Here is a 20777-nt window from a genome sequence, read left to right on the forward strand (position 1 = left end):
CCCCCGTGAGCCTTCTCTCGCTTGGTGCAAATGGCTTCAATAGCGGACCAAGGAGACCTTCCGGTGAAGGTCGTCGCCGGACGACGTGTATGTTCCGGGGCCGAGAGCCATGGAAGGGACCAATCCGGTGAACAAGAAGCTCGCGGCCGCACTGTCCGGCGGTGCGGTACTGGTACTGGCGCTGTCCGGGTGCAGCAGCGACAACAACAACGAGAAGCTGGATGCCTGGGCCAAGCAGGTCTGCGACGCCGTACAGCCGCAGGCCCGGAAGATCGCCGACGCCAACGCCGCGATCCAGAAGCAGACCTCGGACACCAGCACGCCGGAGCAGGTGAAGAAGACCGACTCGCAGGCCTTCCAGGACATGTCCGAGGCCTACAAGGCGATCGGGGCCGCGGTGAGCAAGGCCGGGGCACCCGACGTCGAGAACGGCGAGAAGAAGCAGCAGGACGCGGTGAAGGAGCTCAACACGATCTCCGTCAAGTACGCCTCCCTGCAGAAGCAGGTCGACGCGCTCAACACCAAGGACCAGGCGAAGTTCGCCGACGGGCTGAAGGGCATCGCCACCGAACTGGACAAGCTCAGCAGGTCGGGCAACGACGCGCTGCAGAACCTGGAGGAGGGAGACGTCGGCAAGGCGATGAGCAGGCAGCCCAGCTGCCGCAGCGCCACGGCGCCGGCCTCCCCCCAGGCGTCCCCCTCGGCCTCCCCGTCGGTGTCCCCGAGCGCGAGCTGACCGTCGCTTCCCCGACCCCGCGGCGTCGCGGGCCACAATGGGGACGTGAGTGATACCGGTCTGTCCTCCCTGTCCCCCCTGCCCTCCACCGACCGCCCCGAGGCAGCCGCCCGGCTGCGGGACGCTCTGCTCGGAGCCTCCTTCACCGCCGACGGCATGCTCGAACTCCTCGGTGCCTCCGCCTACGCGGCGCTGGCCCGCAGTGAGACCGTCCCCGCGCTCAGGGCGACGCGCGGGGACACTCCGCTCGAGTCCCTCGTCCGTCTCTTCCTGCTGCAGCAACCCGTGCCGCGGACACGCGCGGCGGGGGTGCTGCCCGTCGACCTGTGCGTGGAGACCGGTTGGCTGGTGCCGGTGGGCGCCGACGAACTCGCCGCGACCGTCGATGTGCGCCCGTACGGGGGGCCCGGCGGCGAGGACTGGTTCATCGTCTCGGACCTGGGGTGCGCCGTCGGCGGTGCCGGCGGCATCGGCAGCCGTGATCAGGGCGTGGTGCTCGGCGTCGGCGGCGCCTCCACCACCCTCGCCGGCATCACCGTCCGCACCCCCGTCTCCTCCGCGCTCGACCTCGGCACCGGCTCCGGCATCCAGGCGCTGCACGCCACCCGGCACGCCACCCGGGTGACGGCGACCGACGTCAACCCGCGTGCCCTGCACGTCACCGCGCTCACCCTGGCCCTCTCCGGCGCGCCGGCCGCGGATCTGCGCCAGGGCTCCCTGTTCGACCCGGTCCGGGACGACGAGACCTACGACCTGATCGTCTCCAACCCGCCTTTCGTGATCTCCCCCGGTGCCCGGCTGACGTACCGCGACGGCGGAATGGGCGGGGACGATCTGTGCCGCTCGCTCGTTCAGGAGTCAGGGGCACGGCTGAACGTGGGCGGGTTCGCTCAGTTCCTCGCGAACTGGCAGCACGTGGAAGGGGAGGACTGGCAGGACAGGCTCAGGTCGTGGGTGCCGCGCGGCTGCGACGCGTGGATCGTGCAGCGCGAGGTGCAGGACGTCACGCAGTACGCCGAACTGTGGCTCCGGGACGCCGGTGACCACCGCGGTGACCCGGAGGAGTACCAGGCGCGCTACGACGCCTGGCTGGACGAGTTCGACGCCCGCAAGGTCAGGTCCGTCGGTTTCGGCTGGATCACACTGCGCCGGACCGGGGCCGCCGAGCCGTCGGTCACGGTCGAGGAGTGGCCGCACCCGGTCGAGCAGCCGCTCGGCGATGCGATCCGGGCGCACTTCGACCGCCTCGACTACCTCCGCGGACACGACGACGCGGCCCTGCTGGAGGCGCACTTCAAGCTGGCTGTGGAGATCGTCCAGGAACAGGTCGGGCTGCCCGGGGCCGAGGACCCCGAGCACGTCGTGCTGCGCCAGCACCGCGGCATGCGCCGGGCCACCAGAGTGGACACCGTCGGCGCGGGCTTCGCCGGTGTGTGCGACGGCACGCTCAGCGCGGGCCGCATCCTCGACGCGATCGCCCAGTTGATGGGGGAGGACCCCGTCCTGCTCAGGGACCGTACCCCGGCACAGATCAGGTTGTTGGTGGAGCAGGGCTTCCTCGATCCGGCGTAGGACCTCCGCCCGCCGCGGCCGGTCGCGACTCCGCGGCGAGGCGGGGAGCAAGCGGCGAGGCGGGGAGCAAGCGGCGAGGCGGGGAGTAAGCGGCGAGGCGGAGGAGACGCGGCTCCGGCGCTGTTCCCGCCGGCGCGGCCCGCTCCCGCGGCGCGTGCGACGCCGGACCCGGGCCGGCGTCGGCTCCGCCGGCGAGCGCGGACGACCGCCCGCTCCCGCGGTCCGCGCCGTCGGGATCGAGCCGTATCGGACCTCCCGCCGGGCTACCGGTGCCCGGGGACCGGACGGTCACCGCGGACGCCGGCTCCGGGCATCGCGGACGCCGGCTCCGAGCATCGCGGGAGACGGGGGCGGGCCGTCGGTCGCGCGTTCACCTCGGGTTCGCCCGGGCGCCGCCCACAGGTGTCACTCTCCACGGACCGGGCAGGCGAGAAGCGACGCAAAGGGGTGCGGAGACCATGGAGAGCGGGCCGGCGATCTTCGCGGCAACGGTGTTCGCCCTGTTCGGCGCGGGTCTGCTCGGGTGGACCGGATCCCGGCTGCGGCACCGTCGGCCCGTCGCCGACGGTTTCCCCCCGGTCGCGTCGGCGGTCCTCGCGGGCGTCGCATCCGCAGGTGCGCTGCTCCTCGCGGCGTGGTGCCTCACCCGCCCGTGAACCGGCGGCGACGTGCGCCGGAGTGCCTGGGGCCCGTATGACCCGGACGCCACCCCGGCGGCCGGCCCGAAACAGCCGCTGAGCAGTCCGGGCGGCAGGAATGCCTGTAGTCGGGTTACCGTTCGAGTGGCCGTTGCGGGCTTTTCCCGTTTGACACGGGGGCGGGAGGTACCGTCACACTCCGCAGCGTCACCCGTCCCCGACCCCCGGGAGCCAGACCGGGGGGAGGCCCAGCGTCGACCGGAGAGAAGAGCGAAGTTGTCCCCGACCAGCGAGACCGCGAAGGGCGGCCGCCGACTCGTCATCGTCGAGTCGCCTGCCAAGGCGAAGACGATCAAGGGCTATCTCGGCCCGGGCTACATCGTCGAGGCGAGCGTCGGGCACATCCGCGACCTTCCCAACGGCGCCGCGGAGGTGCCGGAGCAGTACACCGGCGAGGTCCGCCGCCTCGGCGTGGACGTCGAGCACGACTTCCAGCCCGTCTACGTGGTGAACTCCGACAAGAAGTCCCAGGTCAAGAAGCTCAAGGACCTGCTGAAGGAATCCGACGAGCTCTACCTCGCCACCGATGAGGACCGCGAGGGCGAGGCCATCGCCTGGCATCTCCAGGAAGTGCTCAAGCCCAAGGTCCCGGTCAAGCGGATGGTCTTCCACGAGATCACCAAGTCCGCCATCCAGGCCGCGGTGGCCAACCCGCGCCAGCTCAACCAGAAGCTGGTCGACGCCCAGGAGACCCGGCGCATCCTCGACCGCCTCTACGGCTACGAGGTCTCCCCGGTCCTGTGGAAGAAGGTCATGCCGCGCCTGTCGGCCGGCCGCGTCCAGTCCGTCGCCACCCGGCTCGTGGTGGAGCGGGAACGCGAGCGCATCGCCTTCCGCTCCGCCGAGTACTGGGACCTCACGGGCACCTTCGGCACCGGCCGCGCCGGCGACGCCTCGGACCCGTCGTCGCTGGTCGCGCGACTGCAGACGGTCGACGGCAGGAGGGTCGCCCAGGGCCGCGACTTCGACTCCCTGGGACAGCCGAAGAGCGCGAACATCCTCCACCTCGACGAGGCGAACGCCCGCGCCCTGGCCGCCGCCCTGGAGGACACGCGGTTCTCCGTACGGTCCGTCGAGTCCAAGCCGTACCGGCGCTCGCCGTACGCCCCGTTCCGCACGACGACGCTGCAGCAGGAGGCCAGCCGCAAGCTCGGCTTCGGCGCGAAGGCCACGATGCAGATCGCGCAGAAGCTGTACGAGAACGGCCACATCACGTACATGCGTACGGACTCCACCACGCTGAGCGACACCGCGGTCGCCGCCGCCCGCGCCCAGGTCACCCAGCTCTACGGCGCCGACTACCTCCCCGCGCAGCCGCGTACCTACGCAGGCAAGGTCAAGAACGCCCAGGAGGCGCACGAGGCCATCCGCCCCTCGGGCGATCGCTTCCGCACGCCCGCCGAGACGGGCCTGACCGGCGACCAGTTCAAGCTGTACGAACTGATCTGGAAGCGCACCGTCGCCTCCCAGATGAAGGACGCGACCGGCAACAGCGTGACCGTGAAGATCGGCGGGACCGCCGCCGACGGCCGGGACGTCGAGTTCAGCGCCTCCGGCAAGACGATCACCTTCCACGGCTTCCTCAAGGCGTACGTCGAGGGCGCGGACGACCCGAACGCCGAGCTCGACGACCGGGAGCGCCGGCTGCCGCAGGTCGGCGAGGGCGACGCGCTCACCGCCGAGCAGATCACCGCCGACGGCCACGCCACCAAGCCCCCGGCCCGCTACACCGAGGCCAGCCTGGTCAAGGAGCTCGAGGAGCGCGAGATCGGCCGCCCGTCGACCTACGCGTCGATCATCGGCACGATCCTGGACCGCGGCTACGTGTTCAAGAAGGGCACGGCGCTGGTCCCGTCCTTCCTCTCCTTCGCCGTCGTCAACCTGCTGGAAAAGCACTTCGGTCGGCTCGTCGACTACGACTTCACCGCCCGGATGGAGGACGACCTCGACCGCATCGCCCGCGGTGAGGCCCGTGCCGTGCCGTGGCTGCGCCGGTTCTACTTCGGCGAGGGCCAGGTCGGCGGCGCCGCCGCCGACGCGGGCAACGGCGACGGCGACCACCTCGGCGGCCTCAAGGAACTGGTGACCGACCTGGGCGCCATCGACGCCCGCGAGGTGTCCTCCTTCCCCGTCGGCAACGACATCGTGCTGCGGGTCGGCCGCTACGGCCCGTACATCGAGCGCGGGGAGAAGGACACCGACGGTCACCAGCGCGCCGACATCCCGGACGACCTGGCGCCCGACGAGCTCTCCGTCGACCTCGCTGAGGAACTCCTCGCCAAGCCGAGCGGCGAGCGTCCGCTGGGCACCGACCCGGACTCGGGTCACGAGATCGTCGCCAAGAGCGGCCGCTTCGGGCCGTACGTCACCGAGGTCCTGCCCGAGGGCACCCCGAAGACCGGCAAGAACGCCGTCAAGCCGCGCACCGCGTCGCTGTTCAAGACGATGTCGCTGGACACGGTGACCCTCCAGGACGCGCTGAAGCTGATGTCGCTGCCGCGTGTCGTCGGCACCGACCCCGAAGGCGTGGAGGTCACCGCGCAGAACGGCCGCTACGGCCCGTATCTGAAGAAGGGGACGGACTCGCGGTCGCTCCAGTCCGAGGAGCAGCTCTTCACGATCACGCTGGAGGAGGCGCTGGCGATCTACGCCCAGCCCAAGCAGCGTGGTCGCGCGGCCGCCAAGCCCCCGCTGAAGGAGCTCGGCGAGGACCCGGTCAGCGGAAAGCCGGTCGTCGTCAAGGACGGCCGGTTCGGCCCGTACGTCACCGACGGTGAGACCAACGCGACCCTGCGCTCCGGCGACAGCGTCGAGGAGATCACCGCGGAGCGCGGCTTCGAGCTGCTCGCCGAGAAGCGCGCCAAGGGCCCCGCCAAGAAGACGGCCAAGAAGACGGCCGCCAAGAAGACCGCTGCGAAGAAGACCGCTGCGAAGAAGACGACGGCGAAGAAGACGGCTGCCAAGAAGACGACGGCGAAGAAGACCACGACCGCCGCGAAGAAGTCGACCACCAAGGCCGCCACCGCGAAGAAGACCACCGCGAGGAAGGCGGCGGCCTCGAAGGCGGCCACCGAGGACTGAGGTCCCGCCGACTCGGTTCTGCCGACCCCGCCGCCTGGCGGGCCGGCGGGGTCGGGGTGCGCCCCCGCGCTCTCCGGGCCCACGACCTGGCACCCCCGCCCGGCACAGCCGACCCGGCCCCCAGCCTCCGCGCCACAGTTCCCGGCCCCCGCCCCCGCCCCCGCGCCACAGGCCGCGGTGCCGGGCGTCGGGGCGGCGTGGGCGCCGCGGATCGGCCGGCACCACGCGCGCCGGCGCCGCCGGTCGGGTGTTCGGACGGCGCCCCGGACTGTCGGCGGCTGCCGATAGGCTGAACGCATGACGCGAGCCGAGCAGCCGACGGCCCACCACCCGGCACCCGACGACGCCCTGGCGGCGGACTCCCGCGAACGCGCCGTCCGCGCGCTGCTCCGCCACCCGGATCTCAAGCGGCTGTGGGGCGCGCAACTGGTGAGCGGCGTCGGCGACGTCCTCGCGCTCCTCGTGCTCGTCCTGCTGGTCCTCCAGGCGGCGGTCGCCCAGGGCTCCTTCGGCGGCGGCTACCGCGGCGCGGCGTTCGCCGTGGCCGCCGTGTTCGGCGCACGCGTCCTGGCGACCCTGCTCTTCGGAGCGGTCCTGCTCGGCCCGCTCACCTCGCTGACCTCGCAGGACGGCCCGCTCGACCGCCGCTGGACGCTGATCGGGGCGGACGGGCTGCGCGCGGCGCTGCTGATCGTCGCACCGCTGTGGATCGACTGGACGCCGGGCGACGCCCTCGCCCTCGTCCTGGTCACCGCCTTCGTCAGCGGCGTCGCCGAGCGCCTGTGGACGGTCTGCCGCGAGGGCGCCGCCCCCGCCCTGCTGCCCGCCCCACCGCCGGAGGGCGCCACGGTACGGCCGCTGCCGGACCACATGGACGCGCTGCGCCGGCTGTCCCTGCGCACCGCGTTCGCCGCGGTCCCGCTGGCCGGGGCCGCACTCGTCACCGCCGCACTGCTGAACAACCTCCTCGGCTCGGGCATCGACTGGTTCGACCAGCACCAGGCCGCACTCGCCTCGTACGTGGCGGCCGGACTGTTCGCCGCCTCCCTGTCCGTGGTGACCTTCCTCGAACTGCCCTCCGCGCGCACCCCGCGTCCGCGGTCACCCCTGGAGGGACTGCGCCGCCCCCGGACCGACTCCGGCGTCGACAAGGGCCGCACCGGCGCGATCCCGCTGCTCGTGCCGGCCTGCGCCGCGGTCGCCGCGGCGGTGGCGGCCGGCGTCGGAGTGGCCGTACTGCACGCTGCCGACCTCGGCGGCGGCCCGGTGCTGTTCGGGCTCCTCGTGCTGGCGCTGACCGGCGGTGTGGTGGCCGGCATCCGCACCGCACCGGCGGTGCTGCCCGCGCTGTCCCGGCGCCGGCTGCTGGCGCTGGCGATCGCGTCCACCGGCGTGGCGCTGCTGGCCGCCGGCCTCGTCCCGGATGTCACCACCGTGCTGCTGGTCGTCGCGCTCGCCGGAGTGTCGGCGGGCGTGGCGGCCAACACCGGGCACACCCTCCTCGACCAGGAGGCCGAGGACTTCCGCCGCGTCCGCACCACCGAGCACCTGCACGCCGTGGTCCGCGTCTTCATCGCGCTGGGCACCGTCGTCGCTCCGCTGGTCGCCGGGCTGATCGGCCCGCACCGGCTGGAGAACGGCAGGTTCGTCTTCGCCCACGGCGGCGCGGCCTTCACGCTGATGCTGGTCGGAGCCCTGCTGCTGCCGGTGGCCGCCCTGGTGCTGGCCAAGGTCGACGACCGCTCCGGCGTACCGCTCCGCAACGACCTGCGGGACGCACTCCGCGGCGACGACCCCGTCGAGACGCCCGCGGCCGCCGGGTTCTTCATCGCCCTGGAGGGCGGCGACGGCGCCGGCAAGTCCACCCAGGCCGAGGCGCTCGCCGAGTGGATCAGAGGCAAGGGCCACGAGGTGGTCCTCACCCGTGAGCCGGGCGCCACCCCCGTCGGCAAGCGGCTGCGGTCCATCCTGCTCGACGTCTCCAGCGCCGGACTGTCGCACCGTGCGGAGGCGCTGCTGTACGCGGCGGACCGCGCCGAGCACGTCGACACCGTGGTCCGGCCCGCGCTGGAGCGGGGGGCGGTGGTGATCTCCGACCGGTACATCGACTCCTCGGTGGCCTACCAGGGGGCCGGCCGCGACCTGTCGCCGACCGAGATCGCCCGTATCAACCGGTGGGCGACCAACGGGCTGGTACCGCATCTGACGGTGCTGCTCGACGTCTCCCCGGAGACGGCGCGCGAGCGGTTCACGGAGGCCCCGGACCGGCTGGAGTCGGAACCGGCCGAGTTCCACGTGCGCGTGCGGTCCGGTTTCCTCGCGTTGGCCGCCGCCGACCCCTCCCGCTACCTCGTCGTGGACGCCGGCCAGGACCCGGAGGCGGTGACCTCGGTCGTGCGGCACCGGCTCGACCAGGTGCTGCCGCTGTCGGAGGCCGAGATCCGGGCCCGGGAGGAGGCCCGGCGCAAGGCCGAGGAGGAAGCCCGGCGGAAGGCCGAGGAGGAGGCCGCACGCAAGGCCGAGGAGGAGCGGCTGGAGCGCGAGCGCCAGGAGATGCTGGCTCGGCTGCGTGCCGAGGAGGAGGAGCGCAAGCGGCGCGAACTGGAGGAGGCGCAGCAGCGCGAGGCCGAGCGGCAGGCCGAGGAGGCCCGGCAGCGGGCGGAGGAGGCGCAGCGGCGGGCGGAGGAGGAACGCCAGCGGCTGATCGCCGAGGAGAAGGCGCGCGCCGAGGAGGAGCAGCGGCGCAGAGCCGAGGAGGAGCGTCGCCGCAAGCAGGCCGAGGAGGAGGCCCGGCTGCGGGCCGAGGCCGAGCAGCGGCGCATGGAGAAGCAGCGCAAGGCCGAGGAGGCCCTGCTGCGTGCGGAGGAGGCGCGCCGGGAGGCGGAGCGGGCCGCGTCCGCCGTGCAGACCGGTCCCGAGCGCCCGGTCCCCGGGAAGCCGTCCGCAGCGGCGGACGCGGCCACCGTGCCGACGCCCGTCGTCACGCCGGGAGGAACCCCGCGCGGATCCGCGGACGAGACTGCCGTGCTGCCGCGGGTTCCGGACGAGCGGCCCGAGCGCGCCGAGCGGGCGGTGGATTGCGACCGCCGCTCCACGCCTGCCGAGTCGCGGGAGGAGCCTGCGCCGTCGGACACCCCGGACGCGTCCCCCGCGTCCGATTCGGGGACCGCGTCCGACGCGGGGATTGCGTCCGATGCCGAGACCACCGCCGAGCTGCCGCAGCCGCCGGCTCCGCTCGCCGCTTCCGACGAGACGGCCGTGCTGCCGCGGGTGCCGCAGGGCGCGGCCGACGAGACCGCCGTGCTGCCGGCGGTGGACGGCCGGGACGTCGAGGAGCCGGCCCTTCTGCCGCCCGTGCGTCAGGACGACCGGGGCGGCCGGGTGCCGCCGGGACTCTTCCGGGACGGGCAGTCGGGTACGGCCCGGTCGGACGGCTCCGAGGACCGCACGCGGGAGCTGCCGCAGGTCGGCGGCGAGGGGGCGGCCAGACGGCGCCAGCGCTCCGACTGGGCGGAGGAGACCCCGCTGGACCACCTTCCGACGCTGGCCGACGAGCTTCTGGGCCCGCGCCAGGACGACGAGGGGTACGACGACCAGGGCGGCCGCGGCCGGCGGCGTTGACCCTTGCCGACCGAGCCCCGGCCCCCGCGTACCCGCCGGCGGGCATCGGCACGGCCGAGGAACGCGCCGCCGCCCTTCTGCCTCCGCCGCAGCGGACGCGGCTGCTCCGGAGCCGGGGAGCACGTCCCCGCGCGAGGTCCGGACCGGAGGCCGCCCCGTCCACTCGGCGACCGGGGTGTCAGTGCCGCCCCGCACAATGGATGCCGGAAGGCGGACATGCCGGGACGCGAGCGCGCCGCTTCGGCGGCGGAGCATCGGGCCGGCCGACGGACCTGCACGACGGGACGGCAGCCGCATCGGCACGACCGGGCGGCAGTCGTATCTGCACGACCGGGCGGCAGCCGCATCGGCGCTGCGGGGCGTCGACGGGCCGGGACCGTGGAAATGCCGGGACGGCGGATGTGCCCGTTCGGCAGAGGTGACGAAAGGGTGGCGTGACCCATGACCGTGTGGGACGACCTCGTCGGACAGCAGAGCGTGGGCGAGCAGCTCGCTGCCGCCGCCCGGGACGCCGACGCCTTCGTCAGCGCCGCCGGCGCCGACATGCCGCCGCCCGAGGCGTCGAAGATGACGCACGCCTGGCTGTTCACCGGCCCGCCCGGTGCCGGCCACACCCAGGCGGCGCACGCCTTCGCCGCCGCCCTGCAGTGCGTGAGCCCCGACCGAGCCCTCGGCGGCGTCCCCGGCTGCGGGTTCTGCGACGGCTGCCACACTGCACTGATCGGCACGCACGCCGACGTCACCACGGTCGCCGCGGTCGGCGCCCAGATCCTCGTCGACGACATGCGCGACACGGTCCGCAAGTCCTTCACCTCGCCGGCCAACGGCCGCTGGCAGGTCATCCTCGTCGAGGATGCCGAGCGCCTGAACGAGAAGTCGGCCAATGCCGTCCTCAAGGCCGTCGAGGAGCCCGCACCGCGCACCGTGTGGCTGCTGTGCGCGCCGTCCGTCGAGGACGTCCTGCCGACGATCCGCTCCCGCTGCCGCCACCTCAACCTGCGCACACCGCCGGTCGACGCCGTCGCCGACATGCTGGTGCGGCGCGAGGGAATCGAACCCGGCGTAGCCGCGGCGGCCGCCCGAGCCACTCAGGGCCACGTGGAGCGGGCCCGCAGGCTCGCCACCGACCCCGCCGCACGCGAACGCCGCGCCGCGGTGCTCAGACTCCCGCTCCGCGTCGATGACGTCGGCGGCTGCCTCAAGGCGGCACAGGAACTCGTGGACGCGGCCTCCGCGGACGCCAAGGCCCTCGCCGAGGAGAGGGACGCCAAGGAGACCGAGGAGCTCAAGGCCGCCCTGGGCGCGGCCCAGGGCGGGAGGCTGCCGCGCGGCACCGCCGGTGTGGTGAAGGAACTGGAGGACAAGCAGAAGCGGCGCCGCACCCGCACCCAGCGCGACAGCCTCGACCTCGCGCTCACCGACCTCACCGCCTTCTACCGAGATGTGCTCGCCCTTCAGCTCGGTTCTCGGGTCGCCATCGCCAACACGGACGCCCAGGACGCCCTCGACCGGGTCGCCCGGTCCGGCGCTCCGGAGGCCACGTTGCGCCGTATCGAGGCCATCGCGGCGTGCCGGGAGGCCCTCGACCGCAATGTGGCGCCCCTGCTCGCGGTGGAGGCGATGACGATGGCGCTGAGATCGGGTTGACGGTCGCCGCTCCCGGTCGCGGCCCCGGCCGGCCTTCCTCGGCCGGCCCTCCCTCCGGTCGGTCGGCCGGACGGCCCCCACCGGGCAAGGTGATCACCCGCTCCGTGTTGACGCGGTACCCCGTCCGGGGCGCACGACCTGCACATACGGCATTCATCCGGTCGCACAGAGTTAGGCTCGCTGGATGCAGACCAGGCGCACCCCCCGCACCCCCGCCGTATCCCGCAGGCTCCGTCGGCTCCGGGGCGCGGCCGCCCTTCTGGCCACTGCCGCGCTGCTGCTCGCCGCGTGCTCGGCCGGCGGCGCCCCGGGCCCGTCCGCCTCGGCGCGGCCCGAGGCGGTACTGGCCGCGCTGCCCGCCGCGACGCCCGCCGCACTCGCCCCGTACTACACGCAGAAACCGGCCTGGCACGACTGCGGGGTACCGGGCTTCCAGTGCGCCACGCTGCGGGCCCCGCTCGACTACGCCGATCCCGCGGCCGGTGACGTGCGGCTGGCCGTCTCCCGCAGGAAGGCCACCGGCCCCGGCGAGCGGATCGGCTCCCTGCTCGTCAACCCCGGTGGCCCGGGTGGCTCCGCGATCGACTACCTCCAGCAGTACGCCGGTGTCGGCTACCCCGCCGAGGTCCGCGCCCGCTACGACATGGTGGCCGTCGACCCCCGCGGTGTGGCACGCAGCGAGCCCGTGGAGTGCCTCGACGGCCCGCGGATGGACGCGTACACCGAGACGGACGTCACCCCCGACGACCGGGGCGAGCAGAGCGCGCTGGTCAAGGCCTACCGGGAGTACGCGGAGAGCTGCGGCGCCCACTCCGCGCGGCTGCTGCGGCACGTCTCCACGGTCGAGGCCGCCCGCGACATGGATCTGGTGCGGGCCGCGCTGGGCGACCGGAAGCTGACCTACGTGGGAGCGTCGTACGGCACCTTCCTCGGGGCGACGTACGCCGGACTCTTCCCGGAGCGGGTCGGGCGCCTCGTCCTCGACGGCGCCATGGACCCGTCACTGTCCGCCCGCCGCATGAACCTGGACCAGACGAAGGGGTTCGAGACGGCGTTCCAGTCGTTCGCCCGGGACTGCGTGCGCCACCCGGACTGCCCGCTGGGCACCAGGGCCGCCGAAACCGGCAAGAACCTCAAGGCCTTCTTCGACCGCCTCGACGCGCGTCCCGTTCCGACCGGCGACGCCGACGGCCGTCGGCTCGACGAGGCCCTCGCCACCACCGGCGTGATCGCGGCGATGTACGACGAGGGAGCCTGGGAGCAACTGCGCGAGGCCCTGAACTCCGCGATGCGGGAGAACGACGGTACGAGCCTGCTCATGTTGTCCGACAGCTACTACGAACGCGACGGCGGCGGCCGGTACAGCAACCTGATGTCCGCCAACGCCGCCGTGAACTGCCTGGACCTCCCGGCCGCCTTCGACACCCCGCAGGAGGTGACCCGCGCCCTGCCCGACTTCGAGAAGGCCTCCCCGGTCTTCGGCGAAGGCCTGGCCTGGGCCTCGCTCAACTGCGCGTACTGGCCGGTGCGGGCCACCGGCGAACCCCACCGCATCGAGGCCTCCGGAGCCGCCCCCATCGTCGTCGTCGGCACCACCCGCGACCCGGCCACGCCGTACCGGTGGGCCCGGTCCCTGTCCCGCCAGCTGTCCTCCGCCCGCCTGCTCACCTACGAGGGCGACGGCCACACCGCCTACGGCCGCGGCAGCGACTGCATCGACGCCGCCGTCGACGCCTACCTCCTCGACGGCACCCCGCCCGCCCGCGGCAAGCGCTGCTCCTGAGCAGCACCCGCAGCGGGGCCTCGCGGCGGGCCCCGTACGGTCGGCGGCGCTGCCGTTCGGGAGTGGTCGGGAGCACTCGTCCGGACTGTGTAGACTTACCGACGTTGCCCGCCACACCGTGGTGCGGTCAGCGTGCCGCCTTAGCTCAGATGGCCAGAGCAACGCACTCGTAATGCGTAGGTCTCGGGTTCGAATCCCGAAGGCGGCTCCATGGTAAACCCCAGGTTAGGGCTCTGACCTGGGGTTTCTTGTTTCGGGTGACCTTGGAATCTCGGCAAATCAGGCACCGTCCGTCTGTGCATCGTAATGCGTAGGTCGGAGGTTTGGTTTCTGTGACGAGATCGACGTTCCAGCGCTCTGACCTGGCCTTTTGCCTGCTCGTAGAGGATGGATCATGCTGGCGGAAACGATCTCGGTGGACACCCGGTGGGCAGTCGTGCGTGACACTCCATCAAAACCTCTCGCGGGCCCTGGGCGAGGGTGAAATCCACCGGTCGCCGATGGGACGACCGGCGTCGCCGAGACTGTCCGGTCCTGACAGATCTCACGTCCGGCTAGGGTCCTGGCGAAGGTTGACCGTGAGAACACTCCGTAGCTGATCTGCGGGCGCAGAAGGAGCGGCCGCGTCGGCGGATGCGGGAGCGTCGGCCCATTCCAGAGCGAGACCAGCACTATGGGTTCGGTGCTCTCGTCATCCCTGGATTCCAGAGTGCGCGGCCTGTCATCGAGCCGGGCGACGAGCGGCAAACGGTATCAGTACGGCACAAGGTGCGCGTAGCATTAATGGTCATGGATCTCGTGGCACGCGTACGCCGGGCGTTGGGCGAACGGGCTATCCACCCAACGGAGTTCGAACGCTGTGCCTGTGCACTCCTGCAATCGCAGTACCCGGGTCTATCCGCGGTTGAAGGCGGGCATGACTTCGGCCGCGACGCCGATATCTACTTTCCGTGGGGCTCCGAGGACGTGGACGCTCGTGGGCGTCTGCTGGTCACCACCGGCGATCCGGTGGCGAACCTGCGCAGGGGCCTTCGCAGGATGCGCGAAGAGGATGTGCAGGCCGATCTGATCGTGATGGCCTGTTCACAACCGGTTGACGCAACAAAGCGCGCGACCATGGATCGGCTGTGTACCGAACGCGGCCTCCCAGCACCACACATCTACGCCCAGGACTGGTTTGTCACCCGCCTCGTCACCGAGCCGGTGTGGCGGTTCAGCCTCCTCGGCATCAGAGGAGAGCTGGGTGCTCTGCTTGATCGGCCGCTGGACCTGTCGGAGGACCTGGCTGACCGAACCGACCTCCTCGGACGGGAAGCCACTCTCGCCACGCTTGCCGACACTGTCGCCCAGGGCCGGGATGTCGTGCTGGTGGGCGTGCCTGGTGTGGGTAAGACGCGGCTCACCACCGAATTGGAAGGCCAGGTCGCTTACCTTGAGCAGGCGCAAGCGGACCGCATTCTGGATGAGCTGCTGGAAACCCGGCCCGCTGCCGTTGTCGTGGACGACGCCCACATCCGCCTTGATGAGGTGCGTGTGCTGCGGCGGGCGCGTCACGGGGCGGAGCATGCCTTCGCCATCGTCGCGACTACCTGGCCTGACAGGGCAGACGAGGTAACAGCGGCCCTGCCCAGAGCTCTCCGCGTCGACATTGACCTGTTGGAGCGATCCGACATGAACACACTGGTCACCTCACTGGGCGTCACCGGCCACCGGGTCCGGATGGTTGTCCTCGACCAGGCGGCCGGACGGCCGGGCTGGGCCCTCACCTTGTGTGAGATGTTCGCCAAGGGCGAGGGCAGCCAGGTGGCCAGCGGCGCAGCGCACCTGGCGAACGTAGAACGACACCTCCGCCGTATCACCGAGTCCGAGACGGCCGTCGATGCTCTGGCCTGTGTAGCTGCACTGGGAGGGGCTTCCAGCGAGACGCTGCACGCGCTCGCGCCTCTTGTCGGCGAGCCGCCGGCCAGCATGTCGGGCCTCATGGAGCGCCTCGCGCGCAATGGCCTCGTTGAGACTGTCAACGGTGTCTGGCACCTGCAACCTGCACTGCGCGCCCCGCTGATCGCCCGGTGGTTCTTCACACGGCCGGCAGGCAGGCCGTGGTCCACCCTCTGCGACGCCTTCCCGGACCGGGACCTTGACCTCGCCTCCGCCGTGATGTCCGCCGCCCGAGTCTCGGCCTCCGCTGACGCTCGGATGACCGCCGATACCTGGATTCGAACGCTGCCCACGCCAACCGAGTGGGGCACCGGAACCTTCGCTGTAGTGTCCGAATACGCCCGGCTGGACCGGGGAGCCGCTCAGTTCGCTGTCGCCCAGGCCCGCACGGTCCTCGCCAGCCCGCGCGAGACCGAGCAGACGTACGGGATCACCGTCGATCCGCAGGGTGACGCCGCTGCTCGTCAACTTGCGCAGTCGGCCGCTCAGTATCTGCTGCCCGAGGCCGTGACGGGCCTGCTCGACCTCGCAGTGGGAGACAACCGTCCACGCCACTCCACCCCTCAGCACCCGCTGCGCGTGCTCAGCGATGTGGCCAATGCCATAGACCCGGACTTCGGAACCGCGTTCGAGATTCGAGGACTCTTGCTGCGACCAGTTCTGGAGTGGCTGCGCACTCACCGCGCCCCGTCGCACTGGGCCGTGGCCACCGAGGCGCTGGCGAGTGTCTTCGCCGTTGAAACATTGGGGAACTGGCCTGACCCGGGTGATCTGAACACGGTCACCCTCGCCCAGGGTGTCGAAAGCGCCGAAAACCTCGCGCGACTTATCTCCTTGTGGGACGAGGTTGCGCCCGTTCTCACAGATGCCGAAGGGCAGGATGACCTGAGCAGCGCCCCGGCTGCGGTAGTTCCACTACTGGACCTGGCGGGCTCATGGGTGCGGCTCGGAGAAGGATTCGTGCCGCACAACGGTGAACCGAGCGAGGGGCAGAAGGGCCAGGGAGCGGAGGGAGGAGCTCGCATCCTGGCCGCGTTGCATCCCCTGCTTCAGACCTTTCCTGGGCTGGCGCTCCGTGCCCGGCGCATGCTCAACGCTGTATACGCCCGCGGCGGCGACAGGGGTCGCAGGCTCCCGGAGCTGGACGTCGACCCTGACTTGGAGTCTTTCACCGGCTGGAGTCGTTGGGGCGACATGGATACCCGCGATGAAGCCGCACAAGGCCGGGCCCACGCAGTGGAAGCCCTGGCACAGAAGATCGCTGCGCTCGGACCGCTCGACGGAGTCGCGAGATTCGACGCACTGGTTGAGCAATCCGAGCTTGCTGGCGACCACGGGGGCGGCGTCTGGGTATCCGACCGAATGGTGCCTCACCTCGCCGATCCCGCTTCTTGGCACGCAGCCGCAACCGCAGCTGGTAGCCCACTCATGCTTCGCGCCGCATTGACCCGATGGCTCAACGCCTCGCCCGGCACGTTGTCGGCAGATGTCCTCACCGCTGCACTGGATGATCCCCGCTTCAGGACTGGCGTCATCTCGACCGTCCTCGGACGAGGTGAAGATGACGAGGCTGCCGAGTTCGTGACCGAGGCGATGGGCACGGAGGACGCCTGGCTGCTCGACTCGCTATTCATCCAGGACGAGCCGAACGAGGTGCTGCACCGTCTACTGCTCCATCCGATTCCCGCAATCGCCAGCAGCGCGGCGGTCACTTTCGCCGTTGGTCAACCCCACGGCCCCTCACTGCCGGAAACCTGGCGCTCTGCTTGGCGCGACGCTGTGCAGCACCTCCGCCCCGAGGACCTGTCCCAGCACGAACACTGGCGTGCAGGCCAGTTGCTCGGCCATCTAGCCGACCATGATCCTGACCTGCTCGAAGCGTGGTACACCGAACGGCTCGGCGAAATGGCCAACCGAGGCTACTTCGTTGCCCCTGAACCCCACGGTTGCGATCTCCACCTGGACCGCCTTCCACAGGCGCACCGTTACCGGCTTTCCGTCCGCTGCGCCAGCCTCCCGCGCATCGGCCATAGCCCACTCATCCAGCTTGTCGGTGCAGACCGCGACTTGGCGGAGCGTCTGCTCCGCGACTGCGCCGTTACTCCCGACAACCTCCTCGAAGCCCTCGTGGGACAGCGCAACGAGACCCTGGAGCGCCTCGGCCCGCTGCTCCTCGACCACGGCGTGCCCCCCGCTCGCATCGCGGCCAACGTCGCTTGGGTCGACTCCTGGTGGGGTGAAGACTCCACCAGACATCAGCACCTCATCGACTACTTCACCACCCTCTCAACACGCGTTCCCGCCCTCGCCTCCGTCGCCACAGCGGGTCGGGCTCAGCAGGAGGAGCTGCTGCGGGAGGCAGAACTCAAGGAGCGCGCTGCGCGGGTGCGGGGGCAGTAAAGCGAGGCCGGCAGATGATCGCGACCCTCTGGTCCGGAACTTAAGCGGAGTGGATGGAGTCATGTTCGGTAGCCGCTTCTTCCCGAGCAGGCATGGCCATGCGCGTCGGGCCGCGCGTGTTCGGCCACAGCCCGACTGGTCCACGCCAGTGCACCGCGTCAGACATCTCATCGGAGGTGGGGGCAGGGCGGCATTCTCATCGGTCGGCGCTGCCGGGCGGGACGACCCATTCGGTGGGTTGTCCGGTGAGGGAGGCGATCATGTCGAAGTCTCCGTCGTAGTGGAGGACCGTTCGCCGGTTCAGTTCCGCTGTGGCGGCGATCAGCAGGTCGGGGAGGGACAGAGCGCGGTGGAAGCCTGCGTTGAGAGCATGGCGCTGGATCTCGAGAGCGCGGGTGAAGGTGTCGTCGTCGGTGCGGAGGTAGTCGAAGGCATGGAGCCAGGTGCTGATCCGTGTTGCTTCTGAGCTGTCCCGTGCGGAGTGGATCATCTCGAACTCGGTGGGCTGGCATACCGCGAGGAGGTAACGCTCGTGTAGGGGCTTGAGCACCTCTTTGACACTCGGTTTCGTCCAGCGGGCGAGGGCGGACTTGTCGATCAGGTAGCGGTCCTGCATCAGGCGGCCTGGCCCCCGTTGTGGTTACCGCCGTGCTTGAGGGAGCCGTCAGCGTTGCGGGGGCCGGTGCTCTCGACGATTTCGCTGAAGTCGAGTTCGCCGGCATCCATGGCGTCGAAGAACTCCTGTCGCAGGTGTCGCTTGACGGCGTCTTCCATGGCGAGGCGGACGGCTTTGGCCTTCGTTTTAGTCCCGAAGATGCGCATGGCCTCGGTGACCATGTCTTCATCGAGGTCGATGACGGTTCTGGCCATGTGGGCGGTCCCTTCGCAGATACTCTCGTGAGTGAAACGATACCATTTATCGACCATGGGAGATATCGTTTCGATCCAGAGGTCTCGCCGTGGATGGAGACTGCGGCGTTCGTGGTGAAGTGCCGCCCGGTCGCTCCTTGTGGGAAAAGGACAGTCGTCCTCATGTCAGGCTCCGCCCCTGCCAGGGGTCTCGTCAGAAGCGGTGGGGCGGCGAGAGGTTGCTGGCCAGCATCCCCGTCGGTGGACAGCCGGTGGACAGACGCCTTTGGACAGCGCATCACGGGGCGGCACGGGCCAACCTTGCGCACGTGCTCTGATCAGGAAAAACGTCACCACGCAGCACGACGAGGTACCAAGCAACACGAACGCTCTCGGTCTCGTAATGCGTAGGTCTCGGGTTCGAATCCCGAAGGCGGCTCAGAGAAGGCCCAGGACAGATACTCTCTGACCTGGGTCTTTGTGGTTTCCAGGATCAGTCTTTGGGTGTGGGGTGGCCCTTTCGGGGTGCCGTGTTCGCCGCCGGTGGACAACCGGTGGAAACCGGTGCGCAACCGATGGACAGGCATGCAGCGGGCGTGCAGACCGTCACGGATCCGGGCCCGGCAATGATCAATCTCGTACGGCGGCCGGGCTGGCATCGCTGATCGCACCGCCGTTCGCATCATTGACCGCATCGCTGATCGCCTGCTCGAGCGGGCTTCCGGGCTCGACCGGGGAGGCTGCGGCGGTCTTGGAGGCCTTGGACCTGGGGACGCGCTGCGCCTTGAGTTGCTCGACGGCGTTGCGCAGATCGGCCTGGGTGACCTGGTCACGGCCGGCGAGCGCCGCGGCCGTCGCGGCGTCGATGACCGCGCGGCGGATGTCGCGTCCGGTGACCTCCTCGATCGCGGCGAGGTCGGCAGGCGAGACGTCGGGAGCGAGTGGGAGTTCTTCCGGCAGGTGGTTCCGCCAGATGACTGTGCGCGCCGCTGCGTCGGGATCGGGGAACTCGATGTGCCTGACGCGGGAGTCGAAGGCGGTGTCGTAGCTGTGGACCAGGTTGGTCGCGAAGACGACGAGGCCCTCGTACCGGTCCAGCGACATCACCAGTTCGCTGCGCATGGCATTCACCGCGTGTTCGGAACCCTGGCTGGTCGTCTCGAAGCGCTGCGACATCAGCGCGTCCGCCTCGTCCAGGAACAGCACCGCGTCGTGCTCGCGCGCCGCGTGGAACAGCGCGTCCAGGTTCTTGGGCCCCTCGCCGTGGTACTTGCTCTCCAGTTGGGAGTACTTGGTCTGGATGATCTTCTTGTTGAGGCGGGAGGCGATGGCGTGGGCGGCCAGCGTCTTCCCCGTCCCAGGCGATCCGTGCAGGTTGATCGCCGAGCTCGGATGGGGCTCGATCCTTTGCAGTCCCCACTTACCGAAGACGAGCGTCCGCACCTCGATCACGTCCACGGCCAGCAGCAACTGGTCCATCGTTGCCTGCGGCAGCACCAGGAACCCGAAGTCGTGGAGCGGATCGGTGGCGGTGAAGTACGACGCCCGCTCCTCCAGCGAAAGGGCGTCGGGATCCGAGCCGCGCGAGCCGATGCTCTGATCGGCGACCGGACCGGCGGGCGCCGTGTCCCCGTTCGACACGGTGAAGCCCAAAGGAGAGCCACCGGGACTCCCGGATGCCTTGGCGTACTCCTTGAGAAAGGAGTCGGCCGCCGAGATGAGCCGGCTGCGCAGCAGTGCCGCAGCCACCGGTTCGGCGTCGGCGGGAATGCCGCGCACCCGGAACGTCCTGCCACCGGCGCGCAGTGCGCGCAGGAATCCGGTGTCCGAGGAGGCCTCATCGGCCTGATGGCGGGTCATATGTCGATCCTCGCTGTCTGGCTGTAGCCGAAGGCGTTGTTCAGTTCCGGGTCGAGCGCCTTCGCGACGTAGGTCTTCTCCATGGTTCGGGTGCCGTCGCCGGTCAGGCCGATCGCGATGACCTCCACGTTGCCGTTCTCCAACTCACGCTTGACGAGCCGGCCGTACCTGGTGGCGGTTCGTCGGCGCAGTGCGCTCTTGACCCTGCTCAGCGTCAGGTAGGCGACGACACCGATGCCGAGCAGCATGCCTGCGACCGCCAGTGATTCGAACAGCACTGCGCTCACTCCCAGATCGCTACCTTGTGCCGTGCGTGCGCCCGGTGGACGTCGCTGTCGGCGTTCTCCGCCTTGATGCGCCTCACGTCGGTGAACTTGCCGTCCTCGGTGTCGAAGATGCCCTGGATGAACGACACCTCGCCCGATTCGATGGCCTCGGCGACGGTGACCGCCACCTTGTCGGGGTCGTTCTTGACCTGTGCCGCGCGGTCGCGGAACCAGTCGACGAGGAAGCCCAGGGTGAGTGTCACGATGGCGATGGCGGCACCCGTGGCCAGCCCGATGAGGGCGGCCAGCACGAGCATCTCAATCAT

Annotated in this window: 13 protein-coding genes and 1 tRNA gene; 9 read left to right on the forward strand and 5 right to left on the reverse strand. The window is 70.8% G+C overall.

From position 1 onward, the window contains the following. Window positions 1–109 precede the first annotated feature (109 nt). The 9 genes from ACL02U_RS04530 to ACL02U_RS04570 all read left to right on the forward strand — a co-directional run bounded on the left by ACL02U_RS04530 (window position 110) and on the right by ACL02U_RS04570 (window position 17476). A complete protein-coding gene (locus tag ACL02U_RS04530; RefSeq protein ID WP_412789303.1) occupies window positions 110–736 on the forward strand; it encodes a small secreted protein in 627 nt (208 codons plus the stop codon). Between the two features lie 45 nt (window positions 737–781). Next, window positions 782–2308, forward strand: coding sequence for a methyltransferase (locus ACL02U_RS04535; RefSeq protein ID WP_412789304.1), 1527 nt, complete (start codon window positions 782–784; stop codon window positions 2306–2308). Window positions 2309–2766: 458 nt separating this feature from the next. Beyond that, entirely contained in the window at window positions 2767–2964 is a 198-nt protein-coding gene (locus ACL02U_RS04540) for a hypothetical protein (protein ID WP_412789305.1), read from the forward strand. Window positions 2965–3222: 258 nt separating this feature from the next. After that, window positions 3223–6087 (forward strand): type I DNA topoisomerase, encoded by a 2865-nt coding sequence (gene topA, locus ACL02U_RS04545; RefSeq protein ID WP_412789306.1) that lies wholly within the window; start codon window positions 3223–3225, stop codon window positions 6085–6087. Window positions 6088–6384: 297 nt separating this feature from the next. Then, window positions 6385–9708 (forward strand): dTMP kinase, encoded by a 3324-nt coding sequence (gene tmk / locus ACL02U_RS04550; protein ID WP_412789307.1) that lies wholly within the window; start codon window positions 6385–6387, stop codon window positions 9706–9708. Between the two features lie 441 nt (window positions 9709–10149). After that, window positions 10150–11355, forward strand: a complete 1206-nt coding sequence (locus ACL02U_RS04555; RefSeq protein ID WP_412789308.1) for a DNA polymerase III subunit delta' — start codon at window positions 10150–10152, stop codon at window positions 11353–11355. Window positions 11356–11539: 184 nt separating this feature from the next. Then, a complete protein-coding gene (locus ACL02U_RS04560; protein WP_412789309.1) occupies window positions 11540–13138 on the forward strand; it encodes an alpha/beta hydrolase in 1599 nt (532 codons plus the stop codon). A 134-nt stretch (window positions 13139–13272) separates the two neighbouring features. Continuing rightward, window positions 13273–13349 (forward strand) — tRNA-Thr (locus ACL02U_RS04565). A 578-nt stretch (window positions 13350–13927) separates the two neighbouring features. After that, complete coding sequence (locus ACL02U_RS04570; protein ID WP_412789310.1) at window positions 13928–17476, forward strand: hypothetical protein; 3549 nt, start codon at window positions 13928–13930, stop codon at window positions 17474–17476. A 196-nt stretch (window positions 17477–17672) separates the two neighbouring features. Here ACL02U_RS04570 and ACL02U_RS04575 read toward each other — a convergent pair whose 3' ends face one another. The 5 genes from ACL02U_RS04575 to ACL02U_RS04595 all read right to left on the reverse strand — a co-directional run bounded on the left by ACL02U_RS04575 (window position 17673) and on the right by ACL02U_RS04595 (window position 20777). Continuing rightward, window positions 17673–18092 (reverse strand): PIN domain nuclease, encoded by a 420-nt coding sequence (locus ACL02U_RS04575; protein WP_013001762.1) that lies wholly within the window; start codon window positions 18090–18092, stop codon window positions 17673–17675. Next, window positions 18092–18346, reverse strand: coding sequence for a type II toxin-antitoxin system VapB family antitoxin (locus ACL02U_RS04580; RefSeq protein ID WP_019355945.1), 255 nt, complete (start codon window positions 18344–18346; stop codon window positions 18092–18094). Before ACL02U_RS04580 ends, ACL02U_RS04575 begins: the two co-directional genes overlap by 1 nt. A 609-nt stretch (window positions 18347–18955) precedes the next feature. Next, window positions 18956–20185 (reverse strand): ATP-binding protein, encoded by a 1230-nt coding sequence (locus ACL02U_RS04585; protein ID WP_412789311.1) that lies wholly within the window; start codon window positions 20183–20185, stop codon window positions 18956–18958. Next, the gene (locus tag ACL02U_RS04590) at window positions 20182–20472 is read right to left on the reverse strand and encodes a hypothetical protein (protein WP_412789312.1); all 291 of its coding nucleotides are present in this window, start codon (window positions 20470–20472) and stop codon (window positions 20182–20184) included. Before ACL02U_RS04590 ends, ACL02U_RS04585 begins: the two co-directional genes overlap by 4 nt. Continuing rightward, window positions 20469–20777 (reverse strand): hypothetical protein, encoded by a 309-nt coding sequence (locus ACL02U_RS04595; RefSeq protein WP_412789313.1) that lies wholly within the window; start codon window positions 20775–20777, stop codon window positions 20469–20471. The genes ACL02U_RS04590 and ACL02U_RS04595 overlap by 4 nt, the downstream gene beginning before the upstream one ends.

Source organism: Streptomyces sp. MS06, from assembly GCF_047200655.1.
Taxonomy (GTDB): Bacteria; Actinomycetota; Actinomycetes; order Streptomycetales; family Streptomycetaceae; genus Streptomyces.